General features: G+C 70.5%; 18 protein-coding genes. 7 read left to right on the forward strand and 11 right to left on the reverse strand.

Translation table 11 applies throughout. From position 1 onward, the window contains the following. Positions 1 to 6: 6 nt before the first annotated feature. The 4 genes from ACG00Y_RS21620 to ACG00Y_RS21635 all read left to right on the forward strand — a co-directional run bounded on the left by ACG00Y_RS21620 (position 7) and on the right by ACG00Y_RS21635 (position 9,043). Complete coding sequence (locus ACG00Y_RS21620; protein WP_394482462.1) at positions 7 to 2,730, forward strand: CHASE domain-containing protein; 2,724 nt, start codon at positions 7 to 9, stop codon at positions 2,728 to 2,730. 143 nt (positions 2,731 to 2,873) lie between these two features. Next, a complete protein-coding gene (locus ACG00Y_RS21625; RefSeq protein ID WP_394482464.1) occupies positions 2,874 to 5,363 on the forward strand; it encodes a S8 family serine peptidase in 2,490 nt (829 codons plus the stop codon). A 243-nt stretch (positions 5,364 to 5,606) separates the two neighbouring features. Then, positions 5,607 to 7,787, forward strand: coding sequence for a TonB-dependent receptor (locus ACG00Y_RS21630; protein ID WP_394482465.1), 2,181 nt, complete (start codon positions 5,607 to 5,609; stop codon positions 7,785 to 7,787). 2 nt (positions 7,788 to 7,789) lie between these two features. After that, positions 7,790 to 9,043: a PepSY-associated TM helix domain-containing protein gene (locus ACG00Y_RS21635; protein WP_394482467.1), complete on the forward strand. Its 1,254-nt coding sequence runs from the start codon at positions 7,790 to 7,792 to the stop codon at positions 9,041 to 9,043. Here ACG00Y_RS21635 and ACG00Y_RS21640 read toward each other — a convergent pair. From ACG00Y_RS21640 to ACG00Y_RS21685, 10 genes are all read right to left on the reverse strand, one after another. Next, positions 8,950 to 9,888: a transglutaminase family protein gene (locus ACG00Y_RS21640; protein WP_394482469.1), complete on the reverse strand. Its 939-nt coding sequence runs from the start codon at positions 9,886 to 9,888 to the stop codon at positions 8,950 to 8,952. The genes ACG00Y_RS21635 and ACG00Y_RS21640 overlap by 94 nt on opposite strands. A gap of 76 nt (positions 9,889 to 9,964) precedes the next feature. Continuing rightward, positions 9,965 to 12,703 carry a circularly permuted type 2 ATP-grasp protein gene (locus ACG00Y_RS21645; protein ID WP_394482471.1) on the reverse strand — a complete coding sequence of 913 codons (2,739 nt, stop codon included), beginning with the start codon at positions 12,701 to 12,703 and terminating at the stop codon, positions 9,965 to 9,967. Positions 12,704 to 12,770: 67 nt separating this feature from the next. Next, positions 12,771 to 13,616 (reverse strand): alpha/beta fold hydrolase, encoded by an 846-nt coding sequence (locus tag ACG00Y_RS21650; protein ID WP_394482473.1) that lies wholly within the window; start codon positions 13,614 to 13,616, stop codon positions 12,771 to 12,773. Position 13,617: 1 nt separating this feature from the next. Beyond that, entirely contained in the window at positions 13,618 to 13,911 is a 294-nt protein-coding gene (locus ACG00Y_RS21655; protein ID WP_394482475.1) for a type II toxin-antitoxin system RelE/ParE family toxin, read from the reverse strand. After that, entirely contained in the window at positions 13,908 to 14,192 is a 285-nt protein-coding gene (locus ACG00Y_RS21660; protein ID WP_394482477.1) for a ribbon-helix-helix protein, CopG family, read from the reverse strand. The genes ACG00Y_RS21655 and ACG00Y_RS21660 overlap by 4 nt, the downstream gene beginning before the upstream one ends. Positions 14,193 to 14,237: 45 nt before the next feature. Continuing rightward, the gene (locus ACG00Y_RS21665) at positions 14,238 to 17,696 is read right to left on the reverse strand and encodes a transglutaminase family protein (protein WP_394482479.1); all 3,459 of its coding nucleotides are present in this window, start codon (positions 17,694 to 17,696) and stop codon (positions 14,238 to 14,240) included. Positions 17,697 to 18,141: 445 nt separating this feature from the next. Continuing rightward, complete coding sequence (locus ACG00Y_RS21670; RefSeq protein ID WP_394482481.1) at positions 18,142 to 19,086, reverse strand: alpha-E domain-containing protein; 945 nt, start codon at positions 19,084 to 19,086, stop codon at positions 18,142 to 18,144. Between the two features lie 14 nt (positions 19,087 to 19,100). Then, entirely contained in the window at positions 19,101 to 20,534 is a 1,434-nt protein-coding gene (locus tag ACG00Y_RS21675; RefSeq protein WP_394482483.1) for a circularly permuted type 2 ATP-grasp protein, read from the reverse strand. A 127-nt stretch (positions 20,535 to 20,661) separates the two neighbouring features. Then, positions 20,662 to 22,656, reverse strand: coding sequence for a TonB-dependent receptor (locus ACG00Y_RS21680; protein ID WP_394482485.1), 1,995 nt, complete (start codon positions 22,654 to 22,656; stop codon positions 20,662 to 20,664). A 70-nt stretch (positions 22,657 to 22,726) separates the two neighbouring features. Continuing rightward, complete coding sequence (locus ACG00Y_RS21685) at positions 22,727 to 23,038, reverse strand: hypothetical protein (protein WP_394482486.1); 312 nt, start codon at positions 23,036 to 23,038, stop codon at positions 22,727 to 22,729. A 49-nt stretch (positions 23,039 to 23,087) separates the two neighbouring features. On the opposite strand from ACG00Y_RS21685, the gene ACG00Y_RS21690 reads away from it, so the two are divergent. Next, positions 23,088 to 24,281: a M20 aminoacylase family protein gene (locus tag ACG00Y_RS21690; RefSeq protein WP_394482488.1), complete on the forward strand. Its 1,194-nt coding sequence runs from the start codon at positions 23,088 to 23,090 to the stop codon at positions 24,279 to 24,281. Next, positions 24,278 to 24,820, forward strand: coding sequence for a DUF1415 domain-containing protein (locus tag ACG00Y_RS21695; RefSeq protein ID WP_394482490.1), 543 nt, complete (start codon positions 24,278 to 24,280; stop codon positions 24,818 to 24,820). Before ACG00Y_RS21690 ends, ACG00Y_RS21695 begins: the two co-directional genes overlap by 4 nt. A 242-nt stretch (positions 24,821 to 25,062) precedes the next feature. Here the strand turns inward: ACG00Y_RS21695 and ACG00Y_RS21700 are convergent, their stop codons facing one another. Beyond that, positions 25,063 to 25,413, reverse strand: a complete 351-nt coding sequence (locus ACG00Y_RS21700) for a hypothetical protein (RefSeq protein ID WP_394482492.1) — start codon at positions 25,411 to 25,413, stop codon at positions 25,063 to 25,065. A gap of 164 nt (positions 25,414 to 25,577) precedes the next feature. Between ACG00Y_RS21700 and ACG00Y_RS21705 the strand changes: the two genes are divergently transcribed. Further along, on the forward strand, positions 25,578 to 26,267 hold the full coding sequence (locus ACG00Y_RS21705) for a response regulator transcription factor (protein WP_394482494.1): 690 nt from the start codon (positions 25,578 to 25,580) through the stop codon (positions 26,265 to 26,267). Positions 26,268 to 26,329: the final 62 nt, after the last annotated feature.

Below are 26,329 nucleotides of genomic sequence, written 5' to 3' on the forward strand. Positions count from 1 at the left end.
ACAAGCTTGCGCACAGGAGACGGCTACACCGGGCAGGAGCCGGCCAGCACGACCGCGTGGATCGCGGCGGCCATCGTGCTGTCCATCGGCCTGGCGCTGACCGGCGTCGCCGCCATCTGGCAGCAGCAGCGGGCCAGCGCCGACGCGCGGAGCCTGCAGGAGCGCCAGGTGGAGCGGCTGCGGGGTGATCTCGCCGAGCGGCTGACGATGCCCGCCTACGGCCTGCGCGGCGCGCGCGGCACGCTGGCGGCGCTGGATGGCAGCTTCACCCGAGCCAGCTTCGAGGCTTATGTCGAGTCGCGCGAGCTGGCCAGCGAGTTCCCCGGCGCGCGCGGCTTCGGCTTCATCGAGCGGGTGGCACGCAGCGACCTGAGCGCCTTCATCGCCGCCCGCCAGCGCAAGGGCGGGACGGGCTTTCGCGTGCACGGTTCCGGCCAGGACCCGACGCTCTACGTCGTCACGCAGATCTCGCCGTTCTCACGCAACTTCGCGGCCTGGGGGCTGGATGCGGGTGGCGACCCGACACGGCGCCAGGCCATCGAGCAGGCCATCGCCACCGGCGAGGCGACGCTGTCGGCACCCGTGCGGCTGGTGCAGGACCCGTTGAAGGGGCCGGGCTTGCTGCTCTTCGTGCCCATCTACCGCGAGGGCCACGACCCCGGCACGCCGGCCAAGCGGCGCGAGGCCCTGACCGGCCTGCTGTACGCACCGCTGGTGGCCAACGAACTGCTGCAAGGCGTGGCCGAGCCGGCCGCGTCGCTGCTGAACCTCAAGCTCTCGGCGCAGTTGCTGGACGGCCAGTTCCAGCCGCTGCTGGCGATGCGCGAGGGCGGCCTGCTGCCGCCGGAGGACATGGCCGACTACACGCTGGCCGACGCGCCCATGGCCGAGTCGCACCGCTTCACGGTCTCGGGCCGCGAGTTCCAGCTCGATGTCGCGCTGACGCAGGCCTCCGCCGCGCGGCTGCTGGGCCTGGCCGGCCTCGGGCTGGTGGTGGGCGGCGTGCTGCTGAGCCTGCTGCTGGCCGTGACGGTCTACCTGCTGGCCGCCGGCCGGGCGCGCGCCGAGCGGATGGCCCGGGCGATGACGGCCGACCTCGCGCGGCTGGCCATGGTGGCCAGCCACACCACCAACGCGGTGATGATCACCGACCCCGCGCGCCGCATCACCTGGGTCAACGAGGGCTTCACGCGCATCAGCGGCTATACGCCGGCCGAGGCGCTGGGCGTGTTGCCGAGCGACCTGCTGCATTCCGAGCTGACGGACGAGAACACCGTGCACGGCATGCGTGAGGCCATGAGCGTGGGCCTGGGCTGCCAGGTCGAGTTGATGCACCGCGCCAAGAGCGGCCGCGACTACTGGGTGGACTTCGAAATCCAGCCGCTGCATGGCGACGACGGTGCGCTGAGCGGCTTCCTGTTCATCGCCTCCGACATCACCGCGCGCAAGACGCTGCAGGCCCAGGCCGACGAGGCGCGCCAGAGCCTGCTGGACCTCTACGACAACGCACCCTGCGCCTACTACGCGCTGGACAGCCACGGCCGCTTCCTGCAGATCAATGCGCTGGGCCAGAAGTGGCTGGGCTGCACGGCCGAGGAGCTGATAGGCCGCGCCAGCCCGCGCGACTTCTTCAGCCCCGAGAGCCAGGCGCTGTTCGACGACGCCTTCCCGCGCTTCAAGCGCGACGGCCGCGTGTCGGAGCTGGAGTTCGACCTCAAGGGCCGCCACGGCGAGGTGCGCCGCGTCAGCCTGTCGGCCACCGCCATCTACGCCGCCGACGGCAGCTACCTGCGCAGCCGCTCGGTGATGTTCGACATCACCGAGACCCACCGCATCCGCCAGCAGTTGCACCAGCTCACGCTGAACCAGGAGGCCATGCTGGAGAGCGACCTCATCGGCATCGCCAAGATGCAGGAACGCAAGATCGTCTGGCGCAATGCGGCGCTGGAGCGCATGTTCGGCTACGCCGAGGGCGAGCTGCTGGGCACCGACGCGCGCCGCCTCTATGTCGACGACACGTCCTACGAGACTTTGGGCGCGCTGGCCTACCCGCAGCTGCGCGCCGGCGGGCGCTTCCGCACGCAGCTGCAGATGCGCCGCAGGGACGGCTCGCTGATCTGGGTGGACCTGGCCGGCGTCGAGCTGCCCGCCCTGCCCGGCGAGCCGGGCGGCGAGTCGCTGTGGATGATGGTGGACATCACGCAGAGCAAGGCCCACGAGGCCCGCATGGAGCATGCCGCGCTGCACGACGCCCTCACCGGCCTGCCCAACCGACTGCTGCTGGCGGACCGCCTCAAGCAGGCCATCCAGGGCTCGGAACGCAGCGGCCATGTGTTCGCACTGGCCTACCTGGACCTGAACGGCTTCAAGCAGATCAACGACACCCACGGCCACGACGCCGGCGACGAGGTGCTGAAGGCCGTGGCCGCGCGGCTGCAGGGCGGCCTGCGCGCCGGCGACACGGTGGCCCGCCTGGGCGGCGACGAGTTCGTCGTGCTGCTGACGCTGGCCCAGGTGCCCGGCGAGGCCGGGGCGGTGCTGAACCGGCTGCTGGACGCGCTGGCCCGGCCGATCACGCTGGCCAGCGGTGCGCAGGTCGCCGTGGGCAGCAGCCTGGGCCTGGCCCACTACCCGCTGGACGGCCGCACGGCCGACGCGCTGATGCGCCATGCGGACGAGGCGATGTTCGCGAACAAGCGGGCCGGCCGGCCGAAGGCGCTGTCGCGCTAGCGAAGCGGCTGTGCGAAGGCGATGTGTCGGCATCGACACAAAGCCGCAGCAAGGCAGTTACGGGCCTGCGTGAACATCGGCGCGGTCCGCCAACGGAGCTTTGCGTGCGCCGCTTTCTCGCCCGATTCACCCCCCGTTTTTTCGTGCCCGTCCTGCTCGTGCTGATCGCCGCGATCGCGCTGCTTGCGCTGGTGCTTGCCTCCCTGCCCGCCCAGGCTGCCAGCGACGACGCCGACGCTGCCCGCGTCATCGTCAAGTTCAAGGCCCTGGGGCCGCTGATGCGCGAGGCCCGCCAGCGCGGCGACCGCGGCCCGCAGCAGGCCGCCACGCTGGCCGGCCGTCACGGCATGAGTCTGCGCGACGGCCGCATGATCGACGCGCGCAGCCAAGTGGTCTGGGGCGACCGCACGCTCACCTCCGCCGCACTGGCCGCCCGGCTGGCCCAGGACGCCGACGTGGAATACGCCGTGCCCGACGAGCGCCGCCACGCGCTGGCCTTGCCGAACGACCCGCTGCTGCCCGCCGCCTCGGGCTCGGCCCTGGCCGCCGGCCAGTGGTACCTGCAGCCGGCGGACGCGACGCTGGTGTCGGCCATCAACGCCGTCGGCGCCTGGGCGATCACGACCGGCTCCGCCAGCCTCGTCGTCGCCGACGTCGACACCGGCGTGCTGCTGACCCACCCCGACCTTGCGGCCAAGCTCGTGCCCGGCTACGACTTCGTCAGCTCGACCACAACGTCTGGCGACGGCGGCGGCCGCGACGGCGACGCCACCGACCCCGGCGACTGGACGACCGCCGGCCAGTGCGGCAGCGGCGTGGCGGCCACCAACAGCAGCTGGCATGGCACCGAGACCTCCAGCCTCATCGGCGCGCAGACGAACAACGGCGTCGGCATGGCCTCGGTGGGCTACAACGTCAAGGTCCTGCCGGTGCGCGTGCTGGGCAAGTGCGGTGGCAGCGACTCGGACATCATTGCCGGCATGCTCTGGGCCGCGGGCCTGACGAGCGTGCCGACCAGCAACGCCAACCCGGCCAAGGTCATCAACCTGAGCCTGGGCGGCAGCGGCAGCTGCAGCGCGGCCTACCAGGATGCGATCAACCAGCTCGTCGCGGCCGGCGTCACCGTCATTGCTGCGGCCGGCAACGAGGAAGGCCTGGCCGTGGGCGTGCCGGCCAACTGCAGCGGGGTCATCGCCGTGGCCGGCGTGCGCCATGCGGGCACCAAGGTCGGCTTCTCCAGCATCGGCCCGCAGGTGGCCATCGCCGCGCCCGGCGGCAACTGCGTCAACAGCACGGGCGCCTGCCTCTACCCCATCCTGACCGCCACCAACGCGGGCACGACGACGGCCGGCACGCACACCTACAGCAACAGCAGCAACTACTCGGTGGGCACCAGCTTCGCCGCGCCCATGGTGGCCGGCGCGGCGGCGCTGATGCTGTCGGCCAACCCGTCGCTGAAGCCGGCGCAGGTCAAGTCGCTGCTGCAGTCGACGGCGCGCAGCTTCCCGGCTCAACCCGCAGGCAGCAGCGTGCCCGTCTGCCGCGCGCCCACCGCGGTGGCGCAGGACGAGTGCCACTGCACCACGTCCACCTGCGGCGCCGGCCTGCTGGACGTGGGCGCCGCCGTGGCCGCCGCCGCCAACACGGCCACGCCGACGGCCGGCATCACCGCCAGCGCGACGACGGTGGTCGCCGGCACGACCGTCGCACTGGACGGAAGCGCCTCCACCGCGCCGGGCACGCGCACCATCACCGGCTGGCAATGGGCCATCACCAGCGGCGCGGCCTTGGCCAGCTTCAGCGGCGCGAGCAACGCGGCCACGGCCAGCCTGAAGACCATCGGCATCGGCGCCGTGACCGTGCAGCTGACGGTGACTGACAGCCTGGGCCAGCAGGCCACGAGCACGCAGGCCATCACCGTGACCGCACCGGCCGCGCCCACGGTCGGCATCGTCGCCTCGGCCAGCGCCGTGGCCGCCGGCACGCCGGTCAGTTTTGACGGCGGCAGCGCCAGCGCGGCCACCGGCTTCAGCATCGTCAGCTACCAGTGGACGGTCAGCGCCAGCCCGGCCCACCTCGCCAGCTTCACGAGCGCGACGAATGCCGCGACGGCGGCGGTGGCCACGCTGGGCAGCGGCAGCGGCACGTTCGTCGTCACGCTGACGGTGACCGACTCGCTGGGCCAGACCGGCAGTGCGAACACGACGGTCACGGTGACCGCGCTGGGGCCCACGGCAAGCATCAGCCCGTCGGCAACGGGTGTGACGGCGGGCAACAGCGTCACGCTGGACAGCGCCGGCTCCAGCGCGCCTGCGGGCCGCACGCTGACCGGCTACCAATGGAGCCTCACCAGCGGCAGCGGCATCGCGGCCTTCAGCGGCAACACGACGGGCGCCACGGCCACCGTGGCCACCAGCGCGGCCGGCACGTTCACCGTGCAGCTGACGCTGACCGACAGCGCCGGCGCACAGGCGGTGCAGACACAGACCGTCACCGTGGCGGCGGCGGCGGCGGCCACGACCAGCGGGGCCGGCGGCGGCGGCGGCGCGGTGTCGGCGCTGTGGCTGCTGGCCTTGCTGGCCGCCGCCGGCGTGGCGCGACGCACCGTCCCCGTGCGGACGCAGATGCCTTAGGCAACAACCGCCACGCGCTGACACGGCATCGCTGCCACGGTCAACGCTGGCAGCAGCCTCGGGGTCAGGCGCTGGCGCCGGCGGCTTCACATCAGGCGGAGCGACATCAATACGAATGCGAATGCGATTTGTTCTCATTTAGAAAGTAAACTGCGGCGTTTCACGGCGACCGCGGGCCCCGACGGGGCGATGTGCCCCACGGCCATCAGCGGCGCCTCCCCAGCTCAGGTGCCCATGTTGTCCTTGTCCTTTGCTTCCCGCATCCCCGTCGCGCGCCGCCGCCCGGCACGCCCCTCACCGCTGCGCCTGGCCGCCTTGACGATCGCCTGCGCCCTGGCACACCAGGGCGCGGCAGCCCAGGGCGCCGACGCCCGCCCGTCCGCCCAGCAACTCGAAGCCGTCCTCGTCACCGCCACACGCGGCAGCAAGGCGCTGGACCGCATTCCCGGCGCGGTGGGCGTCATCTCCCGGGCCGACATCGAGGCCCAGACCCTCGTCAGCGAAGACCCCAGCGCCCTGCTCGCCCTGCAGGTGCCCGGCTACGCGCCGTCGCGCCAGAAGCTCAGCAACTTCGGCGAGGGCCTGCGCGGCCGCAACGCGCTGCTGCTGCTTGATGGCATTCCGCAGACCAACCCGCTGCGCTTCGGTGGCCGCGAGGGCTACTTCGCCGACCCAATGATCGTGGAGCGCATCGAGGTGGTCAGCGGCGCCTCGGCGGCCCAGGGCATGGGCGCGACCGGGGGCATCATCAACACCATCACCCGCCGCCCGACGAAGGCGGGCACGCAGCAGTCGGTCGAGGTCAAGCTGGGCAGCCAGTTCCACAGCGACAGCAGCAGCTGGAAGACGGGCTACCTGCTGCAGCATCGCAGCGAGTCCAGCGCCCAGAGCCAGCCCTGGGATGTGATCTTCTACGCCGGCGCGCTGTCGCAAGGCACCGGCGTCGACGGCACCGGCCGGCCACTGGCCACCGAGTCGCTGCACCGCTCGGCCGACCTCTTCCTCAAGGCCGGCACGGAGTTCGGTGCACAGCGCCTGCAGCTCATGGTCAACGGCTTCAATGCCGAGGGCTTCGACGACCGGGTCGACGTGCCCGGCAACCGCGCCACAGGCCAACCCACCACCTCGGCCGAGGGCACGCTCGCCTGGGAGCCGCCGCGCAACCGCGTGCGCTCCGCCAGCTTGGACTGGACGCACGACGACCTCGTCGGCGGCCGCGCCAGCGTGCAGCTGTTCAAGCAGGACTTCCATGCCCGCTACAGCGGCGGTGTGATCGCCACCTTCCAGGACGCCAGCCTCGCACCCGTCGGCACGCTGGTGGACCAGAGCGAGGTGGTCGCCAAGAAATGGGGCCTGCGCAGCAGCTGGGTGCGGCCCGACCTCGCGCTGCCGGGGCTGGAGCTGACGACGGGCATCGACCTGCTGGACGACACCTCCTCGCAGCGCCTCACGCAGACCGGCCGCACCTGGGTGCCGCCGCTGCACTACCGCAGCCTCGCGCCCTTCGTGCAGCTGGAGTACGAGGCCGGCCCGCTGACCGTGCGCGGCGGCCTGCGCGACGAGCACACCCGGCTGCAGGTGGACAGCTATCGCACGCTGGCCTTCTACAACAACACGCTGGTAACCGGCGGCGAGCGGCGCGCCAACCAGCTCGTCAAGAGCCTGGGCGGCGTGTGGCGCTTCGGGCGCAGCGGCTGGTCGGCTTTCGCGGCCTACAACGAGGGCTTCGGGCCGCCGGATGCCGGGCTGATCCTGCGCGCCGTGCGCACCGCCAACCAGTCCGTGACCCAGCTCGTGGACCTGCAGCCCATCGTCGTGAAGAACCACGAGGTCGGCGTGAACTGGCGCGGCGGCGCCTCCACGCTGTCGGCCTCGGTCTACCGCTCGCGCTCCGAACTGGGCAGCCAGATCATCGTGTCCAACGGCATCGGCACGGTGCAACGCGTGCCCATCGAGGTCAAGGGCGTGGAGGTGACGGCGGAGCACCGCGTCGACGCGCAGCTCAAGCTCAACGCCACCTACGCCCGCACGCTGGGCCGCACCGCCAGTGCCGCCGGGCAACCCCTGACCCTGATGCTGGGCGCCCGCTCGCAGGGGCCGGACAAGCTGCTGCTGGGCGCGCAGTGGACGCCGCGCAGCGACTGGCAAGCCCAACTCAACGCCTCGCACTACCGGCCACGCGAGGCCAACCTCGGCCAAGTCTCGGGCACCACGTCGCTGGCGGAGCGCTTCTCGGGCTACACGGTGCTGGACCTGTCCACCCGCTGGCAGACGGCCTCGGGCCAATGGGGTCTGGGCATCGAGAACCTGCTCGACCGCCGCTACTTCACCTACTACAGCGAGGCCCACTACGCGGGCACGAACGACGACTACTACGCCGGCCGCGGCCGCACCGTCACGCTGAGCTGGCGCCGGGACTTCTGAACATGCGCAAGCTCCTGACCTGGCTGCACCGCTGGGTCGGCCTTTTGGCCGGCCTGGTGCTGGCGCTGCTGGGGCTGACGGGCAGCCTGATGGTCTGGCAGGCGTCGCTGGACGCGGCGCTCAACCCCGCCTGGTTCCGCGCGCCAGCCTCGGCCTGCACCGCCTCCGCCACACCGGTGGCCCGCACGCTGACGCTGCTGGCCGAACACGCCCCGCGTGCGCGGGTGCAGACGGTGATCGCACCGCGCGAACTCGGCGCGGCCTACCAGGTGTGGGAGGCCCGTGATGCCGCCAGCGGCTGGCGCACCGAGCATTTCATCGACCCCGACTGCGGCCGCTACCTGGGCGCGCGCGAGCGCGGCGCCGTGCGCCTGGATGCGGTCCATGCCGTGCCGCTGCTGTACGAGCTGCACAGCCGCCTGCTCGGCGGCGAGACCGGGCATGTGGTCGCCGGCATCGCGGCCCTGCTCTTCGCCGGGCTCACGCTGACCGGGCTGTGGCTGTCCTGGCCACGCGCGACCGGGCCGCGGCTGAAGGCCTGGGCCCAGGCACTGAAGGTGCGCTGGCAGGGCCCGCCGGCGCGGCGCTGGTACGAGCTGCACCGAGCCGCCGGGCTGTGGCTGCTGCCGGTGGCGCTCGTTCTTTCACTGACGGGCGCCGCCCTCGTCTTCCCCAACCCGACCCGCGACGGCGTGGCCGCCGTGCTGCCGTTGCAGCGCCTGGTCAAACTGGCGGCCCTGCGCGCGCCCGAGGCGACGCAGATCGCACCCGCCAACCCGGGCCCCGACGCCTGGATCGCGGCCGCGCAACGCGAGTTTCCGGCGGCCCGCTGGTCCCGGCTGACGCTGCCGACCAAGGGCGCGGTCGAGGTGCGCCTGCTGCAGCCGGGCGAGCTGCGCGCCACCACCGGCTACACGCGCGTGCGCCTGGACCGCCAGGGCCGCGTGCTGGAGCGCTACGACCCACTGGCCGCGCCGGCCGGCAACCAGCTGGTCGACAGCCTGTTCCCGCTGCACAGCGGCGAAGCGCTCGGCCTGGCAGCGCGGCTGTTGTGGACCGCGTTCGGCTTGCTGCCCGCCGCGCTGCTGGCCACCGGCGCCTGGCTGTGGTGGCGGCGCCAGCGCGGGCGGGCAGCCCAGGTGCGCGCACGCCCGGTGGCTGTTCAGCCGGCCACGGGCTCCACAGAGACGCCGACCCGCAACGTCGCCACGCCGCCACCGCGCAGCACGCCGCGCAGCGGCGCCACGTCGCCGTAGTCACGGCCCCAGGCCAGCGTGACGTGGTCCAGGTCGGCGGGCACGGCGTTGGTCGGGTCCAGCGCCAGCCAGCCCTGTTCCGGGCACCACAGCTCGGCCCAGGCATGCGACGCGTCGGCGCCGACCAGCTTGGTCTGGCCCGGCGGCGGCCGGGTCAGCAGATAGCCGGACACGTAACGCGCAGCCAGCCCCAGCGCGCGGCAGGCGGCGATGAAGACATGGGCGAAGTCCTGGCAGACGCCGCTGCGCTGCGCCAGCGCGTCGGCCGCGCGGGTGGCGACGGTCGTGCTGTGCGGCCGGTAGCGCAGGTCGGTGTGGATCTGGTGCATCAGTGCCAGGCCGCCGGCCGCGAGCGTGCGACCGGGCGAGAAGGCGCGGCGGGCGTAGGCGGCCAGCGTGTCGTCGGGCGCGGCGTAGGTGGAGGCGAGCGCGAACTCGTCGGCCTCGTGCAGCGCGCGGCCGGCGCGGTAGCGCAGGCTGGCGGCCACCCGCTCCCAGGCCGGGCCGCAGCCCGGGTCGGGCGCACGGCGCTCCTGCAGTTCGGCGACGAAATGACTGTCGACGACAAGCTTCTCGTGCACGCGCGCATGGCCGAAGCTGAGGTGGCGGTTGCCCCAGGGGTCGCGGCGCAGGCGGCGGGTCAGCTCGCTGGTGTCGGGCTCCAGGCCCATGTCATGCCAACCGGTGCCCCAGCCGTCGGGCAGCGGGTCGATGTTCAGCCGCCAGCCGTGGATGGTCTGCCAGGGCGTGTCCTGCGGCGCCAGGCAGGCGGCGTGGTGCGCCCATTCCACCGAATCGTCGTAGGTGTACTCGGTGATGTGATGGACGGCCAGCCGAACTGTCATGGGTGCACCCTTCGGCCTACGGCCTTGCCTGTCCGACGGATGGGCCAGGCGTTCGCCAGGCGGCCCTGCGCGGCGCTCATTGCCATACGCGTTGCTCCGCACCGATGACATGCGCGAAATAGCGCTGGCTGATCAGGCTGGACAGCTCGCCCGCCTGGGCGACGGCGCGGTGCAGATGCGTCACCAGGGCCGGCCCGGGCGCCGCCAGTTCGGCGAGCGACCAGGCCTCCGGCACGGGCAGTTCGGTGGCGATGGCGGCGGCCCAGTCGGGGTCGTGCCGCGCCAGCTTGGCAAAGCGGTCGCGCAGCGTGCGCGCCACCCAGGCCAACGAGCGCGGGTTGTCGGTGTTGTGCACCAGCAGGTGCAGCAGCGGCGGCGCCTCGCGGCGGGTCTGGAACTGGGCGCGGTAGGTGATGGTGGAGTCGAACACACCCAGCAGCAGCGCGAAGCCGTCCTCGGTCAGGGCCAGTGGTTGGGTGTCCCCCGAGGTCTGCTGCTGGCTCTGCGCGCCGCCCAGGGAGCCCAAGGCCACCTGAGACTGCCTGGCGCTGCCTTGCGAGAAGGCCTCGGCCAGCACCTCGGCATGGAAGGACAGCCGCTCGATCTGGCGGCCGATCGACAGCAGGCGCCAGCCGTCGTCGCGCGTCATGCGGTCGGTCTGCGCGCCGGTGATGGCGGCCAGGTGGGTGTCGGCGCGGGCCAGCACGTTGAGCACGTCGGTCACGGGCGCGGCCGGGCCGGGATGGTCCAGCACGGCGCGCAGGTGCTGCTCGAACTGGGCGGCGGCCTCGTGGATGAGGCGCCAGGCCTCGGGCGACAGGCGTTCGCGCAGCGCCTGGGCACAGCCCAGCAGCGCGCGCAGGTTCCAGCCGACGCTGTGGGCCGCTGAGCCGGGCAGCAGCGACGCCAGCAGCGCTCGCTCGAAGCCGCGCGGGTCGTCCTGGGCAGCGGGCGCCTTGGCACCGACGAGGCCGTGGCGGCGCGCCAGCGCGTCCAGCAGCGGCAGCATGGCCGCCGGCATGGCGCCACGCTGCACCATGACGCTGGCCTCGATGACATGACGCGCCAGCCGCGCACTGTTCTCGGCCCGCTCGGTGTAGCGGCCCAGCCAGAACAGGTTCTCGGCGGCGCGGCTGGTGACGGTCCATTGCACGTCGCGCAGGTCGGCGGCCTGCAACGGCTGGGACAGCAGCGAGGTGGGGTCGACCTCGCCGTCGGTCATGACCCAGGTGTCGGCACTGAGCGACCCGCGCTGGATGGACAGCCAGGCGTCGGCCAGCGGGTCGCGGCGCGGCGCCACGCGGGTGAGGCCGCCGGGCAGCACGGTCCAGCCGCCCTCGCCGTCCGTCATCGCGAAGACGCGCAGCACGGCCACGCGCGGCTCCAGCGCGCCGCGCACCCAGACGGGCTGTTTGGTGGGCTTGACGCGCGCCTGCAGCGTGTAGGCGGTGGGGTCGGCGTCGATGCGGGCGGCCAGCACGCGCAGGTCCTCGTCGCTCAGCTCGGCGGCAACGATGGGCGTGAAGTGCTGGGTCGTGCTGCTCGCCGAGAAGGTCGGCACAACGACGAACTCCGCCAGCCGCGCACGCAGCCGCCGCCAGGCGCTCTCCTCGCCGCACCACCAGCACTGGATGGCCGGCAGCTTCAGCTCCTCGCCCAGCAGGCTCTCGGCCACGCCGGGCCAGAAGGCAGTGAGGCCGGGGCTTTCCAGCCAGCCGGCGCCCGGTGCGTTGGCGATGACGACCTCGCCCGCGCGCGCCGCCTGCAGCAGGCCCGGCACGCCGAGGATGGAGTCCGGGCGCAGCTCCAGCGGGTCCAGCCAGGTGTCATCGACCCGGCGCAGCAGCACGTGCACGCGCTCCAGGCCACCCAGCGTCTTCAGGTAGACCTTGTCGGCGCGCACGGTCAGGTCGGCGCCCTCGACGAGCGTGATGCCGAGGTAGCGGGCCAGGAAGGCCTGCTCGAAATAGGTCTCGTTGCGCGGGCCCGGCGTCAGCAGTGCCACGCGCACGTGCTGGCCGCGCTGGCCGGCGGGCGAGAGCTTCATCAGCGTGCGGATGAAGTCGCGGTAGCTGGCGGCCAGGCGCTGCACGGCCATCTGGCGGAAGGCCTCGGGGAACTGCTGGGCAATGATGAGGCGGTTTTCCAGCACATAGCCCAGGCCCGACGCTGCCTGCGTGCGCTGCCCCACCACCCACCACTTGCCGTCCGCGCAGCGTGTCAGGTCGAAGGCCAGCACCTGCAGGTGCACGCCGCCGGCCGGCCGGGCGCCGTGCATGGCGCGCAGGTATTGCGGGTGGGCCAGAACCAGGGAGGCGGGCAGCAGGCCGTCGTTGAGCAGCTTGCGTTCGCCGTAGGTGTCGGCCATGACGGCGTCCAGCAACCGCGCCCGCTGGGCGATGCCGGCCTCGATGCCGCGCCACTCGTCGGGCGCGATGAGCATGGGCAGCAGCTCCAGCGGCCAGTGCCGGGCCAGCGGCCCGCTCTGCTGGCTCTCCTCGCCGGGCAGCGGCGGGCCGTCGCTGTGCACGTTGTAGCTGGCGCCGTCCTCCAGCACGCGGCGCTGTACGCGCAGCGCCTTGGCCGACAATTCCTGCCAGCCGGCCGCGCCGCCGGCCTCGAAGAAGCGCTGCCAGCGCTCCGCCAGGCCGGCCTGCGGTTCTCCGGCACGGTTGACCTGGCCGGTCAGCTCGTAGAAGTGGCCGTCACGGCTGCGCAGCGTGGCCGACGCGGCCTGGACCAGCGGGTCGGGCGCGGCGGGCTCGTCCGGCTCATCGGGGAGCAGGCTCCACTGGCTGGGTGTGAGCGGGGACATGGGGTGGAGGCTGAGGTGGAAACGGATTGTCAAGCAATGTCCAGGCCCCGCCGGGCAAGGGATGCGGCTAGTCGCCGATAAAGCGGCGCAGCGCGCGCTCGGCGGCCTCGGGGTCGTCACGCCAGGCGCCGTGGCCGACGCCGGGGAAGCGCGCGAACTGCACCCAGTGGGCGGGCAGCGCAGCGACGATCTCCTCGGCGTCCTCGGGCGGCGTGACCGGGTCGTCTTCACCCGCCATGACCAGCACCGGGCATTGCACCTGCGCCAGGCCGGGCCGCAGGTCCATGCCGGGCAGTTCGGTGCGGGTGTGCTCGAAGAGGATCTCCGACTTGAAGATCATCCAGCCGCCGGCGTCGGGGTTCTTGGGCTGGGTGTTGTAGAGGTGGCGGCAATGCTGCTCGTAGGCACCCCAAGTGTCGGGGCCGGGCCGCTCCCAGAAGTCGCGCGTGGCCTGCGCGGCGTCAGGCCCGCCCAGCCGGCCGAAGCGCTCGACCTTGCGCGCCAGGCCGAAGTGATGCGAGGTGCTCGACAGCACCACCTTGCGCGGGTGGGTCGGGTGGCGGGCCAGGTAGCGCTGGGCGACGAAGCCGCCGAAGCTCTGGCCGAGCACGATGGGCTTGGTGATACCAAGCGCATCGCAGAGCCGCACCACGTCGTCGGCGAACACATCCAGCCGCATCTCGTCCAGCGGCCGCACGTCACTGCGGCCATGGCCGCGCTGGTCGAAGTAGACGACCTGGCAGAGGTCGGTGAAGCGGCTGAAAAAGGGGCGGAAGGCCGTGTGGTCGAAGCCAGGGCCGCCGTGGATGAGGATCAGCGTCGGCTTCTCCTTCAGCGCGCGGCCGTCTGGCAGATGGCCGAGGCCTTCGATGTCGACGAAGAGGCGGACGCCGGGTTGGATTTCGATGTGCATGTCAACGGCGGCGGGGCGATTCGCGCTGGTGGCGGATGGCGACGATGACAGCGACATCGGCTCGCGGTATGTAGCGATAGCGCACGACATATCCGCGCGCGCCACGACCCACGACCAGTTCGCGCGTTCCGACGTCCACCCGACGCCCGATTTCAGGCGCATGCGTCAACACGCGAAGTGCCGCGATCAACTCGTCCTTGCGATCCAACGCGTTGTCTGGATCGTGTGCCATCAGGAAGTCGGTGATGCGAGCAAGATCATTCAGCGCGCCACGCTGAAATTCGACGCGCGTCATTCAAGGATCTTGCGTGGCACCGGCAAGGGAGCCGGTCTTCCCGCCAATTTGGCATCAAGGTAGGTCTCGACCTCGTCGAGGCTGATGGCCTCACCCGTCTTCAGAAACTCCGCCCAGCGCTCCTCGCAGATCTGATCCATCTCCGCATCGAACTCCGCCTGCGCGACCGACTCCGCGATGGCGTCGCGGATGAAGGCATGCGAGGTCTTACCGGCCCGCGCGGCCGCCTCGCTCACTCGCTCCTTCAGGTCGTCTTCGAGGCGGATGGTGGTGGTCGACATGGCGCTACTCCTGAAATCAGAGACGAGTAGCGCAATTGTGCTACATCACCCCAGCTTGCGCAGATCCAGCGTGAACGGGAACTCCAGGCTGCGCTGCGGCTCGGCCACGACGATCTTGCCCGGCGTGTGGCCCATGGCCGCGAAGCGCGCGAGGCGGCGGCTTTCGGCCTCGTAGGCGTTGATGGGCAGCGTCTCGTGGCTGCGCCCGCCGGGGTGGGTGACGAAATAGCGGCAGCCGCCCAGGCTCTTGTTCTGCCAGGTATCGACCAGGTCCACGGTCAGCGGCGCATGGATGCCGATGGTCGGGTGCAGCGCCGACGGCGGCAGCCAGGCGCGGTAGCGCACGCCGGCCACGTACTCGCCGACGCGGCCAGTGGGCTGCAGCGGCAGGGCCACGCCGTTCACCGTCACACGGTGGCGGGTGTCGACCAGGCCGGTGACCAACACCTCCATGCGCTCCAGCGACGAGTCGACATAACGCGCCGTGCCACCGGACGAACCTTCCTCGCCCATCACATGCCAGGGCTCCAGCGCGCTGCGCAGCGTCACGTGCACACCGCGCGCGGCGAACTCGCCGTACTTGGGGAAGCGGAACTCGAAATGCGGCGCGAACCAGGCGGCATCCAGCGCGTAGCCCACCTCGTTCATGTCCTCGACGACGTCGGCGAAGTCCTCCTGCACGAAGTGCGGCAGCAGCCAGCGGTCGTGCAGTTCGGTGCCCCAGCGCACCAGGGGCGCGCGGTACGGCGTCTTCCAGAAACGCGCCACCAGGGCGCGCAGCAGCAGTTGCTGCGCGATGCTCATGCGCGCATGCGGCGGCATCTCGAAGGCGCGCAACTCCAGCAGGCCCAGGCGGCCGGTGGCGGAGTCGGGCGAGTAGAGCTTGTCGATGCAGAACTCGCTGCGGTGGGTGTTGCCGGTCACGTCCACCAGCACATTGCGCAGCGTGCGGTCGACGACCCAGGGCGGCATCGTCTCGCCGTACTCGTCGCTGGCCTTGAAGATCTCGCCCAGCGCGATCTCCAGCTCGCGGAGCTGGTCGTTGCGCGCTTCGTCCACGCGCGGCGCCTGGCTGGTGGGGCCGATGAAGAGGCCGCTGAACAGGTAGCTGAGCGAGGGATGGTTGTGCCAGTAGGCCAGCAGAGAGGCGAGCACCGTGGGGCGGCGCAGGAAGGGCGAGTCCGCCGGCGTGGCGCCGCCCAGCACGAAGTGGTTGCCGCCGCCGGTGCCGCTGTGGCGGCCGTCGAGCATGAACTTCTCGCTGGACAGGCGCGTCAGGCGCGCCGCCTCGTACAGGAACTCGGTGTGCGCCACCAGCTCGCCCCAGTTGTGCGCGGGGTGGATGTTGACCTCGATGACGCCGGGGTCGGGCGTGACCTGCAGCAGCTTCAAGCGCGGGTCGCGCGGCGGCGGGTAGCCCTCCAGCACGATCTTGAAGCCGGTGTCCTCGCAGGCGATCTCGATGGCGGCGAGCAACTCCAGGTAGTGCTCCAACTTTTCGAGCGGCGGCATGAAGACGTAGAGCACGCTGCTGGCCTGGCCCTTGCGCTCGGCCTTGGGGCCGTTGGCGCGGCGCGGGTCGCGCGCCTCGACGCAGAGCGCCGTGCGCGTGAGGCCACCGGCGCTTTCAAAGCGGGCCGGGGCGCCAGGCGCTGCGTCAGTACCTGAGGCTGTCCCAGGGCCGGTCGCCACTCCAGTGGCAACCGAACCGGCGCCCCCTGCAGCCTGGCCGGCGCGCAGGAAGCCGGTCGCCGGGCCAGTCGTGGTGATGCCCATGGTCTGCGCCCGCAGCGTCGCCGCTGCCGGCAGCATGCCGCGCGGCGCGAACGGGTCCTGTTCGATCAGGTGCGGGAAGTCGCCCTTGCTGACCCAGGGCAGCGAGTCCAGCGGCAGGCGCCAGCCCATCGGCGAGTCGCCCGGGAACAGGTAGAGGCGTTCGCCGCGGAAGTACCAGGGCCCCGTCTGCCAACGGTTGCCGCCCAGCGGCGGCGCGTCCTCGCTGCGGCTCAGCGGCAGCGCGTAGCCGACGACATGGGCCAGGCCTTGCTCGTAGATGCGGCGCAGGCGGGCGCGCTCCATCTCGTCGTCCAGGCGCGAGTCGAAGGGGTCGACGTTGACCGGCAGGCGGCGCTCGCGCCACAGGTAGTAGAAGGTGTCCTCATAGCCCGGCTGCACATGGCTGTCCGTCACGCCCAGGCGCTTGGTCAGCGCGGCCATGAAGGTCTTGGCGTGCTCGCTGGTGTAGGCGTGGACCTGACGCTCGTCGGCGAACCAGTCGGGGTTGCGCCAGCAGGGCTGGCCGTCCGCGCGCCAGTAGATGGACAGCGCCCAGCGCGGCAGCTGCTCGCCCGGGTACCACTTGCCCTGGCCGAAGTGCAGGAAGCCGCCCTGGCCGTATTCGTCGCGCAGGCGGTGCGTGAGCTGCTGGGCGTACAGCCGCTTCGTGGGCCCCAGCGCGTCGGTGTTCCATTCGGCCGCGTCGCGGTCCTCGATGGCGACGAAGGTCGGCTCGCCGCCCATGGTCAGCCGCACGTCGCCTGCCATCAGTTCGCGGTCCACCTGCTCGCCGAGCTTGAGCACCTGCGCCCACTGCTCGTCGGTGTAGGGCTTGGTGACACGCGGCGATTCGTAGATGCGCGTGACGCCCATCTCATGCTCGAACTCGACCTCGCTCTCGTCCACCGCGCCGCTGATGGGCGCGGCGCTGCCGGGGGTGGGCGTGGCGGCCAGCGGGATGTGGCCTTCGCCGGCCAGCAGACCGGAGGTCGGGTCCAGCCCGATCCAGCCCGCGCCGGGCAGGTAGACCTCGCACCAGGCGTGCAGGTCGGTGAAGTCGACCTCGGTGCCACTCGGGCCGTCGAGTGCTTTCTCGTCGGGCGTCAGCTGGATCAGGTAGCCCGACACGAAACGCGCGGCCAGGCCCAGGTGGCGCATCAGTTCCACCAACAGCCAGCCGGAGTCGCGGCAGGAGCCGGACGCCTTGGTCAGCGTCTCCTCGGGCGTTTGCACGCCCGGCTCCATGCGGATCGTGTACGAGACGCTGTGCTGGACCTTCTGGTTCAGGTAGACGAGGAAGTCGATCGTGCGGCGCTCGGTGACGTCGATGTCCTTCAGGTAGGCCTCGACGAGGGGCGTCAGCGGTTCGGCGATCAGGTAGGGCGCCAGCTCGGCGCGCTGCGCCTCGTCGTAGGTGAACGGGAAGTTCTCGGCGTGCGGCTCCAGGAAGAAGTCGAACGGGTTGTAGACCGCCATCTCGGCGACCAGGTCCACGGTGACGGTGAACTCGGTCGTCTTCTCGGGGAACACCAGCCGCGCCAGGTAGTTCGCGAACGGGTCCTGCTGCCAGTTCAGGAAGTGGCTCACCGGCTCGATCGTCAGCGAATAGCTCAGCACATGGGTGCGGCAGTGCGGCGCGGGGCGCAGCCGAACGACCTGCGGCGCCAGGTTGACCGGGCGGTCGTATTTGTAGCGGGTGACGTGTTTGAGGGCGACGTGGATGCTCATGTGGTTCACCGTGCCTTTGGGGCGGTGCTCATTCCAAGATTCGTTGTGTGGCTAGGCCCATGCCGGGAGTTCTCCCCGACGGGCAACCGGCTTTCGGGTTTGGCTGTTGACTGTTCGGGGCTCCCCCTTGGAGGAGCCGAGAAGCGCAGCAACCCGAGGCGTGCGCGAAGCGCACTTCGTCAACTGACTTCGCGCAGCTGTTTGAGCGGCGCGTAGCGAAGCGAGTTCTGCGCGAGCCTCGGGTTGCGAGCATCGCAGGGGACCCCGCAGCGAAGCGGAGGGGCGACGGAACGGGGGCGGTTTCTTTGGTTACTTTCTTGGGCGCCCAAGAAAGTGACTCGCCCGCGGGGGCGAAAACCGAAGGTTTCGCTAAATCCCCGCTGGGCCTAGCCATAAAACCACCCCTTCGACAAACAACGCGAAAGACTGGCCATGTCCAAATCCCTCAAGTCGACGGCACCAAGAAGTCGCGACTGATGCTCGCCCCCAGATCCGCCACCTCCGCCAGGAAGCCATCCAGGAAAGGATGCAGCCCTCCCGCCTGGATCTCATCGATGCGCGCGAAGGCCAGCTCAGCTTCCAGCCGCCCGACGCGCCGCAGCGTCTCGCCGGACTGCGGATTGGCCACCCGCTTCAGATTGGCCAGCATGCGCGTGATGCAGTGCGACATCGAGCGCGGCATGTCCTGCCGCAGGATCAGCAGCTCGGCCACCTTCTCCGGCTGGATGACGTTGCTGTAGACCTTGCGATAGATCTCGAAGCCCGACACCGAGCGCAGCACGGCCGACCAGTAGTAGAAATCGCGCGCCGCGTCGTCACCACCCTGGGATTGCTCCTGGCGATAGAACTTCACGTCCAGCAGCCGGGCCGTGTTGTCGGCCCGCTCCAGGAAGGAGCCGATGCGGATGAAGTGGAAGGCCTCGTCCTGCAGCATCGTGCCCACGGTCACGCCGCGCGACAGGTGACTGCGGTACTTGACCCACTCGAACAACGCCGACGGGTCGCGCGCCAGCAGGCCTTCGCGCAGCAGGCGGCGGAACTCCAGCCAGGTCTGGTTCATCGTCTCCCAGACCTCGGTCGTCAACGCACCGCGCACGGCCCGAGCGTTCTCGCGGGCGGCACGCAGGCAGTTGTAGATGGACGACAGGTTGTTCTCGTCGGCCACCATGAAGTCCATGACGCTGCGGCTGTCGATGCGCGCGTACTTGGCGTTGTAGAGGCTGTTCAGCTCGGAGATGGACACCAGGCTGCGCCAGGACTGCTCGGACTCTTCGGCCGACTGCGGCTGCAGGGACGTCTGATACGCAATATCCAACATGCGTGCAGTGTTCTCTGCACGCTCGATGTAGCGACTCAGCCAGAAGAGGTGATCGGCGGTTCTTGAAAGCATCTTGTCGTCTCCCTTCAGTCTTCCAGCACCCAGGTGTCCTTGGTGCCGCCGCCCTGGCTGCTGTTCACCACCAGGGAGCCCTCCTTCAGCGCCACCCGCGTCAGCCCGCCAGGCACCATGCGCACGCTGGCGCCGGACAGCACAAAGGGTCGCAGATCAATGTGACGCGGCGCGATGCCGCTCTCGACAAAGGTCGGGCAGGTGGACAGCGACAGCGTCGGCTGGGCGATGTAGTTGCCCGGGTTGGCAACCAGCTGGGCGCGGAAGGCCTCGACCTCCGCCTTCGTCGCCGCCGGGCCGACCAGCATGCCGTAGCCGCCGGCGCCGTGCACCTCCTTGACGACCAGCTCGGACAGGTGGGCCAGCGTGTAGGCCAGGTCGTCCTTGTCGCGGCAGACGTAGGTGGGCACGTTCTGCAGGATGGGTTTCTCGCCGAGGTAGAACTCGATCATCTTCGGCACATAGGGGTAGATGGACTTGTCGTCCGCGATGCCCGTGCCGATGGCGTTGGACAGCGTCACCTTGCCGGCCTTGTAGGCATCCACCAGGCCGGCGCAGCCGAGCTGCGAGTCGGGGCGGAACACCTTGGGGTCGAGGAAGTCGTCGTCCAGCCGGCGGTAGATGACGTCGACGCGCTTCGGGCCACGCGTGGTGCGCATGTACACGAAGCCGCCGTCGACGAACAAGTCCTGACCCTCGACCAGCTCCACGCCCATCTGCTGGGCCAGGAAGGCGTGCTCGAAGTAGGCCGAGTTGTACATGCCCGGCGTCAGCACGACGACGGTCGGGTCCGACACGCCCTGCGGCGCGACGCTGCGCAGCGTGTCCAGCAGCAGGTCGGGATAGTGCGCGACCGGCGCGACACGGTGCCCGGTGAACAGCTCGGGGAAGAGCCGCATCATCATCTTGCGGTTCTCGAGCATGTAGCTCACACCGCTGGGCACGCGCAGGTTGTCTTCCAGCACGTAGTACTGACCGCTGCCGTCGCTGTGGCCTGCGCGCACGATGTCGACACCGGCGATGTGGCTGTAGACGCCGCCGGGCACGTCCACGCCCATCATCTCCTTGCGGAACTGGGCGTTGTTCAGGATCTCGTCGGCCGGCACGAGGCCGGCCTTGAGGATGTCCTGGTCGTGATAGACGTCGTGGATGAAGCGGTTCAGCGCGGTGACCCGCTGGGCCAGGCCGGCCTGCATGGACGTCCATTCGCTGGCGGGGATGACGCGGGGGATGAGATCGAACGGGATCAACCGCTCCGTGCCCTCCCCGCTGTCCTTGTCGCCGTAGACGGCAAAGGTGATGCCCACGCGGCGGAAGATCAGCTCGGCCTGCTCGCGCCGTTCGCGCATCAGCGATTCGGGCTGCTCCGCCAGCCAGCGGGCATAGGCCTCGTAGTGGGCGCGGGTGACTGGCCCCGCGGCGTTCATCTCGTCAAAGGCGGTCTGCATCGTTGCTCCTCTCACAACCAACGACGCAAAAACCGCGCCCACTCGGGCTGCGGTTTCTGGTGCGCACGGGCACTGCGACGGTGCAGTGAGCCCGCCGCAGAGGCGCCAAGGCACCAGGGTTATACAGTCAGAAGCGGAGTTGGAGCCCCGTGCTGGCCGACCGGCCTGCCTGAGGGGCCAGCGCGCGGATGGTCGGCACTGCCGTGGCGTTGTAGGCCAGCTTGTTGCCGAGGTTGTCCAGCTTGAGGTACCAGAGCGCGTCGGTCTGGCCCCAGCGGAGCTGGCGGCTGACGCTCAGGCGCACCGTGCCGTAGCCCGCCGTGGGCGTGTCGAACTCGGCGACGCGGGTCTGGCGGGCGGCACCGCGCCATTCCAGCTTGCCCGACCAGGCACCCAGCTTGGCTTCCAGCCCCAACATGGCGCGCAGCGGCGCCAGGCGGGGCAGCGGCTCGCCGGTCGCCCGGTTGTTGCCGCGCACGGCATCGAGCTGGGCCAGCACCGCCACGGCCGGGTGGGCCTGCCAGCGGCCTTCCAGCTCCACGCCGCGCAGCCGCGCCGGCACGGCCTGGAAGGCGTAGACCGGCAGGCTCTCGCCTTCGTCCTCGACGCTCTCGCCGGTGGCCTGCAGCGCGATGTAGTTCGTGAAGCGCGTCTCGTAGACGTTGACGTGCACATGGCTCTGGCCGCCCTCCCACTTGAGGCCGATGTCCGCGCCCTTGGAGCGCTCCAGGCCCAGCGTCGGGTCACCGCGCTCGAACGCGGCGCTGGCCACATGCAGGCCGTTGGCGAACAGCTCGTAATAGGCCGGCGCGCGCTGGGTGCGGTTCAGGTTGGCACTCAGGCTCCAGGCGCTGTCCAACGGCAGCACGCCGCTGAGGGCCAGGCTCAGCGGGCTGAAGCGCCGCGACTGCGCCGCACCAAAACGGTCGCCGCCTTCGGAGTCGACGGTCACCCGCTCGGTGCGTGCACCAGCCGACCAGTCCACGCCGCCCAGCTTCGCCTGCTCCAACAGGAAGACGCCGGTGCTGCGCGTGCGCGTGCTCGGCACGAAGGCCTCCTCGCCCAGCGCCGAGAAGTCCAGCGACTCGGTCTGCAGGCCGACGATGCCCTTGAGCGGCCCGAACGGCGCATGCTCCACCTCCAACCGGCCATCCGTGCCCCGGCTCTTGAACGTGGTGCCGACCTCGTCGCCCTCCATCTCGGTGTGCTCGTAGCGGTTGCGGCTGAGCTGCCAGCTGATGCGGTGGAGGGGCCCGGTGGTGGTGGCCCATTCACCGGCCGTGGCCAGGCGCTGGCGCTGCATCTTGATGGTCACGTCGGCCTCGGCGGTGGTGCCGTAGTCGGTGTGGAAGTCGTCCACCGACACGCCGGCAAAACCGCCCTGAAAGAACACCGAGCCGCCGACGGCGCCACCGTGGCTGCTCGCGGCGGAGTTGCGCACGCTCGTGCGGCTCTCGACGCCGTCCTCGGCCGGGCTGGAAAAGCGCGGTGCCCGCTGGTCATCGGCATCGCGGCCAGCCAGGTCGACGTGCCAGCCAAAGCCCGACTGCGGCGTGCCGCTGCCGCCGTCCAGCACGACGGCGCCGCTCTTGTCCTTGTTCGCACCGCCGAACCTGACCTCGGCCGCACCGCTCAAACCCTTGACGAGCGAGCGCGGGATGCGGTTGTCCAGCGTGTTGACGACGCCGCCCACCGCGTTGCCGCCGTACAGCAGCGCCGCCGCGCCGCGCAACACCTCGACCTTGTCGATGACCAGCGGATCGATGGCCACGCCGTGGTCGAAGCTGAGGTTGGACGCATCCACCGACGCGCCCGAGTTGTTGAGGATGCGCACCCGGTCGCCGTCCAGGCCGCGGATGCTGGGCCGGCTGGCGTTGGGGCCGAAGTTGGTGGCCGCCACGCCGGGCAGGCCTTGCAGCGTGTCGCCCAGGGTCGCGGCGCGGGTCAGCACGAGCTGGTCGCCGGACAGGGAATCGCTGGGCTGGGCCAGCACCTGGCTCTTCAGCGGGTTGCCGGTGACGACGACCTTGTCCAGAGTTTCGGTGGCTTGGGCTTGGGCGGCCAGGGAGACGGACAGGGAAAGGCAGGCGGCCGCGAGCGGCGCCAAGGCGAAGGAACGCATGAGAGAACTTCCGGGAGAAAAGACAAACGCCCGCGCCCCGGGATGACCGGGCGCGGGAAAGGCTTGGGTTTCAGGCGGAAGCGGGGGGCGCGCGGGCCGGCGGGCGCCAGGCGGCGTCGCGCTGCAGGGCCGGCGTTGGCCGCAGCGTGACGCGCGCGTCGACGGCGGCGCCGGCCGGCAGCGGTGCGGGCTCGGCGGCCGCTGCGCCGCCCGCCAGGTGGGCGGCGGTCAGGCAGAGGTCGCAATCGACCAGGTGAACGATGGCATCGTCCTGGTCGTGGCCGGCGTGCGAAAGCGCGTGCACACCCGCCATCGCTTGCGCGATGGGGAGCAGCAGGGCCAGCCACAACAGCCAGTTTCTTGACCAACGACGAAGGTTCACGGGCGCAATCCTAAACTCGGCCTCTTACAGAGCCTGAAGTCACCCGCTCATGAAGCTCATCGACACCATCCTGGCCGACGCGGCCGAGATCACGGCCATCCGCCGCGACCTGCACAAGCACCCCGAACTCTGCTTCCACGAGGAGCGCACCGCCGACGTCATCGCCAAGGCCTTGACCGACTGGGGCATTCCCATCCATCGCGGCCTGGGCAAGACAGGCGTCGTCGGCATCGTCAAGAACGGCACCTCGACCCGCGCCGTCGGCCTGCGCGCCGACATCGACGCGCTGCCCATGACCGAGCGCAACCAGTTCTCGCACGCCAGCAGCTACCTGGGCCGCATGCACGCCTGCGGCCACGACGGCCACACCGCCATGCTGCTGGCGGCGGCCAAGCACCTGGCCACCCACCGCAACTTCGACGGCACGGTCTACCTGGTCTTCCAGCCCGCCGAGGAAGGCGGCGGCGGCGCGCGCGAGATGATCAAGGACGGCCTGTTCGACAAGTTCCCGATGGAGGCCATGTTCGGCGCCCACAACTGGCCCGGCTTGAAGGCCGGCCAGTTCGCGCTGAAGCCCGGCCCGGTGTTCGCCAGCAGCAACGATTTCAAGATCACGCTCAGGGGCAAGGGCTCGCACGCGGCCATGCCACATCTGGGCGTCGACCCGGTGCCGGCGGCCTGCCAGCTCGTCACGGCCTTCCAGACCATCATCAGCCGCAACAAGCGGCCCATCGACCCGGGCGTCATCTCCGTGACGATGATCCACGCCGGCGAGGCCACCAACGTCGTGCCCGACACGGTCGTCATGGAGGGCACGGTGCGCACCTTCACGCTGGAGCTGCTGGACCTGCTGGAGCGCCGCATGAAGGACATGACCGAGCAACTGGCCGGCGCCTTCGAGCTGACGGCCGAGTTCGAGTTCCGCCGCAACTACCCGCCCACCATCAATCACCCCGCCGAGACGGAGTTCGTGCGCGGCGTCCTGACCGGGATGGTGGGTTCTGAGAACGTGCAGGAGTTCGAGCCGACGATGGGCGCCGAGGACTTCAGCTACTACCTGCTGAACAAGCCCGGCTGCTACTTCCTCATCGGCAATGGCGACGGTGAGCACCGCGTCGGCGGCCACGGCCTGGGGCCCTGCATGCTGCACAACCCGAGCTACGACTTCAACGACGAACTGATTCCGCTGGGTGGATCGATGTGGGTCCGTCTCGCGGAGCAATGGCTGGCCCAACCGAAATGAACCACGATCAAGTCATCAACGACACCCGCGACTGGGTCGTCAAGGCCGTCATCGGCCTCAACCTCTGCCCGTTCGCCAAGGCGGTGCATGTCAACGAACGAATCCGTTATGTCGTCAGCGACGCGACCGACCCCGAGGCGCTGCTGAAGGATCTGGCCCGCGAGCTGCTGGCGCTGAACCGGGCCGACCCCGAAGAGGTCGACACGACGCTGGTGATCCACCCGAACGCGCTGACCGACTTCCTGGACTTCAACGACTTCCTGGACGCGGCCGATGCGCTGGTGGATGAGCTGAAGCTGGACGGCATCCTGCAGATCGCCGACTTCCATCCGGCCTACCAGTTCGACGGCAGCGAGCCCGACGACATCGCCAACTACAGCAACCGCTCGCCCTACCCCACGCTGCACCTGCTGCGCGAGGAGAGCATCACCCGCGCCGTCGAGTCCATGCCCGACACGGCGGCCATCTTCGAGGGCAACCTCGACACGCTGGAAAAACTGGGCCACGAGGGCTGGGCGGCGCTGGGGCTCAAGCGCTGAGGAGCCTCTCGGGCATGGCGCGTTCGGGCCGAGCGCCGGGCCGCTCCCAAGCCGGCCCGCTCTGGCGATGTGCTTGCGGCTCAATGCCGCATGCATCGCCGTCCCCTTGGGGGCTGAGGCCGGACACAAGACGCCCAGTGGGCGTCTTGTGCCTGCCGAAGAGCTGCGGCACTGCCGCAGTGCGGTCTGCAAGACCGGCTGGGCTCGCCCGCGTGCAGCGGGAGCGAGCCCAGACGAGGGGTTCACTCCTTGACCCACGAGAAACCGCCGACCTTCTTCGGCGCATTCGCCCGCGTGCGCAGCACGGCGTCGAAGCCGCTCCTGCCGCCGTTCCACAGCGCCGTCAGCAGGCCCACCACGTCCTCGCGCGTGTAAGGCTCCAGGTCAGGGCGGAACTGCTTGATCGCCGCGGCCAGCATGTCGCGCGGCAACTCCTGGTGCGTGGCCAGCACGGCGAACATGGCGGCATGCAGGTCGGGCCAGGCTACGCACAGCACCTGGATGCGCCTGAGCGCCTCTGCAGGCGCCGCGCGGTGCCCCGGCAACAGCCAGCCCAGTTCGTCCGTGCCTGCATCGTCGGCGGCATCGTTCATCGCTTGTCTCCTTCGGTCCCCGAGATTTCTCACGCCTGGCGGCCGGCGTCAATCATTTATCGCCAACGAGAGCGCGCAAATCGGCACATTGCCCGGGGTTGAATGCGACCTGACGCCTCAGTCATGCGGCAAACTGCCCGGCTGCTCCCGTGCCCCTCGCCGCCATGCAACCCAAGACCCTTGCCCTGATCGACGACGACGCCGACTACTCGGAATTCCTGACGCAGTTCCTGCAGGAGCAAGGCATCGCGGTCAGCCGGTTTGACGACAGCAACGCCTTGCTGGCCGCCTCCGAGGCGTTCTCCTACGACTTCTATCTGGTCGACCTGATGCTGCCGGGCGTGAACGGCGTGGAGTTGATCAAGATCCTGCGCCGCCGCACGGATGCGGGTGTCGTCGTCGTGTCCGGCCGCCTGGGGCCCGAGGTGTTCCGCGAGGTCATCACGGCGGGCGCGGACATGTACCTCGTCAAGCCGGTGCAGTTCGAGCAGGTGGCGCTGGCGATCGCCGCTGTGCAGCGCCGCGTGGCCAAGCCGTCGCCGGCCGACGCCGTCTGGAAGCTGGACCGAGTCAGCGGCGAACTCCTGGTGCCGGACGGCACGCGCATCCAGCTCAGCGAGGCCGACCGGCAGCTGCTGGAATGCTTTGCCCAGGCCGGCGGCGAACCGGTCACGCGCGAGGCGTTGCTGAACCGGCTGGGTCGCGAGGTGGTCGAGGGCGATGCCGACGACGGGCTCTCAGCCACCATCTACCGGCTGCGCCGCCGCATCGAGCGGGCCACGCCGACGCTGGTGCCGCTGCAGAGCAAGTCGCGCGTCGGCTACGTGTTCCGCGCGCCGCTGCAGCTGATCTGATCCACGGGTAGGGCGGGTCAAGACCTGCCGTTGTGGTGGCATGCAACGAAACGGCGGGTCCC

This window comes from Pelomonas parva (assembly GCF_043555835.1).
Taxonomy (GTDB): Bacteria; Pseudomonadota; Gammaproteobacteria; order Burkholderiales; family Burkholderiaceae_C; genus Pelomonas; species Pelomonas parva.

Bases quoted from the DNA above. Each gene is read 5' to 3' on its own strand.
- ACG00Y_RS21675 (WP_394482483.1), bottom strand. From the start codon at position 20,534: ATGCAGACCGCCTTTGACGAGATGAACGCCGCGGGGCCAGTCACCCGC.
- ACG00Y_RS21660 (WP_394482477.1), bottom strand. From the start codon at position 14,192: ATGTCGACCACCACCATCCGCCTCGAAGACGACCTGAAGGAGCGAGTG.
- ACG00Y_RS21695 (WP_394482490.1), top strand. From the start codon at position 24,278: ATGAACCACGATCAAGTCATCAACGACACCCGCGACTGGGTCGTCAAG.
- ACG00Y_RS21680 (WP_394482485.1), bottom strand. From the start codon at position 22,656: ATGCGTTCCTTCGCCTTGGCGCCGCTCGCGGCCGCCTGCCTTTCCCTG.
- ACG00Y_RS21645 (WP_394482471.1), bottom strand. From the start codon at position 12,703: ATGTCCCCGCTCACACCCAGCCAGTGGAGCCTGCTCCCCGATGAGCCG.
- ACG00Y_RS21665 (WP_394482479.1), bottom strand. From the start codon at position 17,696: ATGAGCATCCACGTCGCCCTCAAACACGTCACCCGCTACAAATACGAC.
- ACG00Y_RS21705 (WP_394482494.1), top strand. From the start codon at position 25,578: ATGCAACCCAAGACCCTTGCCCTGATCGACGACGACGCCGACTACTCG.
- ACG00Y_RS21700 (WP_394482492.1), bottom strand. From the start codon at position 25,413: ATGAACGATGCCGCCGACGATGCAGGCACGGACGAACTGGGCTGGCTG.
- ACG00Y_RS21640 (WP_394482469.1), bottom strand. From the start codon at position 9,888: ATGACAGTTCGGCTGGCCGTCCATCACATCACCGAGTACACCTACGAC.
- ACG00Y_RS21655 (WP_394482475.1), bottom strand. From the start codon at position 13,911: ATGACGCGCGTCGAATTTCAGCGTGGCGCGCTGAATGATCTTGCTCGC.
- ACG00Y_RS21650 (WP_394482473.1), bottom strand. From the start codon at position 13,616: ATGCACATCGAAATCCAACCCGGCGTCCGCCTCTTCGTCGACATCGAA.
- ACG00Y_RS21690 (WP_394482488.1), top strand. From the start codon at position 23,088: ATGAAGCTCATCGACACCATCCTGGCCGACGCGGCCGAGATCACGGCC.
- ACG00Y_RS21670 (WP_394482481.1), bottom strand. From the start codon at position 19,086: ATGCTTTCAAGAACCGCCGATCACCTCTTCTGGCTGAGTCGCTACATC.
- ACG00Y_RS21635 (WP_394482467.1), top strand. From the start codon at position 7,790: ATGCGCAAGCTCCTGACCTGGCTGCACCGCTGGGTCGGCCTTTTGGCC.